This is a genomic window from Chitinophaga sp. (assembly GCF_036566945.1).
In the GTDB taxonomy this organism is placed as follows: Bacteria; Bacteroidota; Bacteroidia; order Chitinophagales; family Chitinophagaceae; genus Chitinophaga.
This window is the reverse complement of record NZ_DATCVJ010000021.1, coordinates 1-3,107: the sequence shown is the minus strand read 5'-3', so window position 1 is coordinate 3,107 and position 3,107 is coordinate 1. Positions and strand designations below refer to the sequence as shown.

Annotated in this window: 3 protein-coding genes and 1 pseudogene; all 4 read left to right on the top strand. The window is 48.1% G+C overall.

Annotation, left to right across the window (positions count from 1 at the left end; translation table 11 throughout):
• A pseudogene (locus tag VIP81_RS00565) lies at window positions 1-202 on the top strand (acyl-CoA thioesterase); the annotation flags it as partial.
• A gap of 11 nt (window positions 203-213) precedes the next feature.
• Window positions 214-1,359: a beta-ketoacyl synthase N-terminal-like domain-containing protein gene (locus VIP81_RS00560; RefSeq protein ID WP_331956525.1), complete on the top strand. Its 1,146-nt coding sequence runs from the start codon at window positions 214-216 to the stop codon at window positions 1,357-1,359.
• A gap of 13 nt (window positions 1,360-1,372) precedes the next feature.
• Window positions 1,373-2,434, top strand: a complete 1,062-nt coding sequence (locus tag VIP81_RS00555) for an SAM-dependent methyltransferase (RefSeq protein ID WP_331956524.1) — start codon at window positions 1,373-1,375, stop codon at window positions 2,432-2,434.
• A gap of 46 nt (window positions 2,435-2,480) precedes the next feature.
• A partial coding sequence (locus VIP81_RS00550; RefSeq protein WP_331956523.1) for an NAD(P)/FAD-dependent oxidoreductase occupies window positions 2,481-3,107 on the top strand: 627 nt, incomplete at its 3' end.

Here is a 3,107-nt window from a genome sequence, read left to right as displayed (position 1 = left end):
CAGGGTAGTGGTAGAAACAAAGTATGTGGATGATATGGCGGCCAAAATAAAATTTGAATACATTCTTACCAATCCGGCTACCGGTGAGGTAGTTGCAAAAGGATCTTCTGTACAGGTATTCCTGGATAAAGAAACGTCCTCTCTGCAACTGGTAACACCCGCTTTTTTCAACGAATGGAAAAAAACGCACGGATTGGTATAATTAAGGGTAATATGCAACAGGTGTATGTAGTAGCAGATAATATTGTGGGGCCTTTGGGCGGTACTACCCGGGATAATTTTGACCAGGTTTTACTGGGCAACAGTGGCATAAGTCTGCAGCAAAATGCAGCTTATGCCGCTGCTCCGTTTTATGGTGCTATAATGGCGCCCGGTCAGCTGGATGCATACACCGCCGGATATAACGTAAACGGATACACGATATTCGAAAAGCTGCTGGTCGCATCTGTACAAGATGCCCTGCAACAAACCGGGATCACCCTAGGGGATAAACGTACCGGCTTCCTTGTTTCCACTACCAAAGGAAATATAGAATTGCTGGAACAGCTACCCGAAGGGGCTGCATTGCCATTGGCAAATATGCAGCTGTTTTCCACGGCTGCTAAAGTAGCGGCACATTTTAAAGCAGCCAATCCGCCAATGGTCATCAGCAGCGCCTGTATATCCGGATTGGTGGCTATTTTAACCGGAAAGCGGCTCATTGAATCGGGGCGCTTTGATCACGTAGTAGTGGCCGGAGCAGATGTGCTGACCCGCTTTGTGTTGTCAGGATTTCAGTCGTTCCAGGCGGTAAGCGCTGTTCCCTGCAAGCCCTTTGATGCCAACCGCACCGGGGTTACATTGGGAGAAGGTGCTGCAACGGTTATTCTCAGCAAGGAACCTAACAATGCGGCTTTTTCATTAGGCGCCGGCGCTATCAGCAACGACGCCAATCATATATCCGGGCCTTCCCGTACCGGTGAGGAGCTGGCAGCAGTGATGCAGCTGGCCATCAAGGGGAGTGGACTTACCACCGCCGATATCGGATTTGTATCCGCACACGGCACGGCCACCCTGTATAACGATGAAATGGAAGCAAAAGCATTGCACCATGCCGGTTTAAGTCTGGTGCCGGTGAACAGTCTCAAAGGATATTACGGCCACACCCTTGGTGCTGCCGGATTAATAGAGGCTATCATCAGCATGCAGGCCATGAAAACCGGTGTAATATTGCCAACAAAAGGATATGAAAACGCCGGCGTAAGTATGCCGGTCAACGTTAATAATACCCTGCTGCATACCCCATCTGCCCACTTCCTGAAAACAGTATCAGGTTTTGGTGGATGCAATGCAGCCATGGTCTTTAATCTTAACAGCTAAACAAGTTATTGTCGTGTTTAATAAAGAAACAAAAACAGCACTGGAAGCAAAAGAAGCTGCATTGCGTCTGGCATTTGCCCCCGTTGCTTTTCAGGCTACCCGGGCATTGCGTGATATGGGCATTTTAACTGCAGTGAGCAACAGCCGTTCTGCAGGCATCACCATTGAGGAAATCATGGAGCAAACAAAAATGTCGCGCTATGCAGTAAGAGTATTGCTGGAAGCTGGTTTAGGGATGGAACTCGTGATCGTAAATGATAAACGGTATACCCTCACCAAAACAGGCTACTTTATTTTACATGATCAGCTTACCCGCATTAACATGGACTTTTCACAGGATATCTGCTATAAAGGCATGAATCACCTGCAGGAAAGTCTCACAGAAGGAAAGCCCGCCGGCCTCCGTGAGCTGGGCCCCTGGGATACTATCTATCCCGGCCTGTCGCTGCTGCCACCTGAAGTAGGTAAAAGCTGGTTCGACTTTGACCATTACTATTCCGATCTGGCTACACCAGCCGCCCTGGATATTGTGTTTGAAAAACATCCTAAACGCCTGCTCGATATTGGTGGCAACACCGGTAAATGGGCGCTGGCCTGCACCGCTAAAGATCCGGATGTGGAAGTAACAATCTTCGATTTACCAGGTCAGGCCGGACTGGCACAGCAGAAAATGAAAGATGCCGGCGTGGAAAATCGCGTACATTTTCATATTGCCAATATCCTGCATGAGGAACTCCCTTTCCCTAAAGGCTTTGATGCCATCTGGATGAGCCAGTTCCTGGACTGTTTTTCTGAAGCTGAAATTGTATCTATCCTGAAACGTTGCCGCGAAGCGCTCAACGAAGATGGTATTGTATATATCCTGGAACCATTCTGGAACCGCCAGCAGTTTAAGTCTGCCGCATTCTGTTTGCAGCAGACCTCCCTGTATTTCACCGCAATGGCCAATGGTAACAGCCAGATGTACCACACAGACGATTTCTTCCAGTGTATTGAAGATGCAGGCTTAACGATTATCGAAGAAAATGATCAGATGGGCATGAATTATACCTTGCTGAAATGTAAGAAGAAATAAAACGGTTAATCGTCATATAATCTACAACTCCCAAAATCGATCTCTTATGAAAACTGAGCAAGTTGATGTACTGGTAATAGGAGCAGGTCCGGCAGGAACAGTGGCGGCGTCTATTATTCACCAGGCAGGGTACAAAGTAAAAGTGGTGGAAAAGCAAAAATTTCCCCGTTTTGTAATTGGCGAAAGCCTTTTGCCCCGCAGCATGGAAGCCCTGGAAGAAGCAGGGTTTATCGATGCCATCAAAGCAAAAGGTTTTCAGGAGAAGTTTGGCGCCAAGTTCGTGAAGGGCGATGCGCTCTGTGATTTTACTTTCCAGGAGCAATTCACACCCGGCTGGACCTGGACCTGGCAGGTAACCCGTGCCGATTTTGATAAAACGCTGGCCGATACGGTAGAAAGCATGGGCGTTCCCGTATCATACGAAACAACAGTAACGGCTATACGTTTTAATGGATCAGATTCTGTAACAACTGTTGAAGATAAAGACGGCAACACCTCCGAAATTGCCGCCCGGTTTATCATAGATGGCAGCGGTTACGGCAGGGTAATTCCCAAGCTGTTTAACCTGGAGAAAAACTCCAACCTGCAACCCCGTAAAGCATTGTTTGCCCACACGGTGGATGTACGCCGCTCCATGGCAGATGAACCTAATCGTATTACGGCGGTGGTGCAT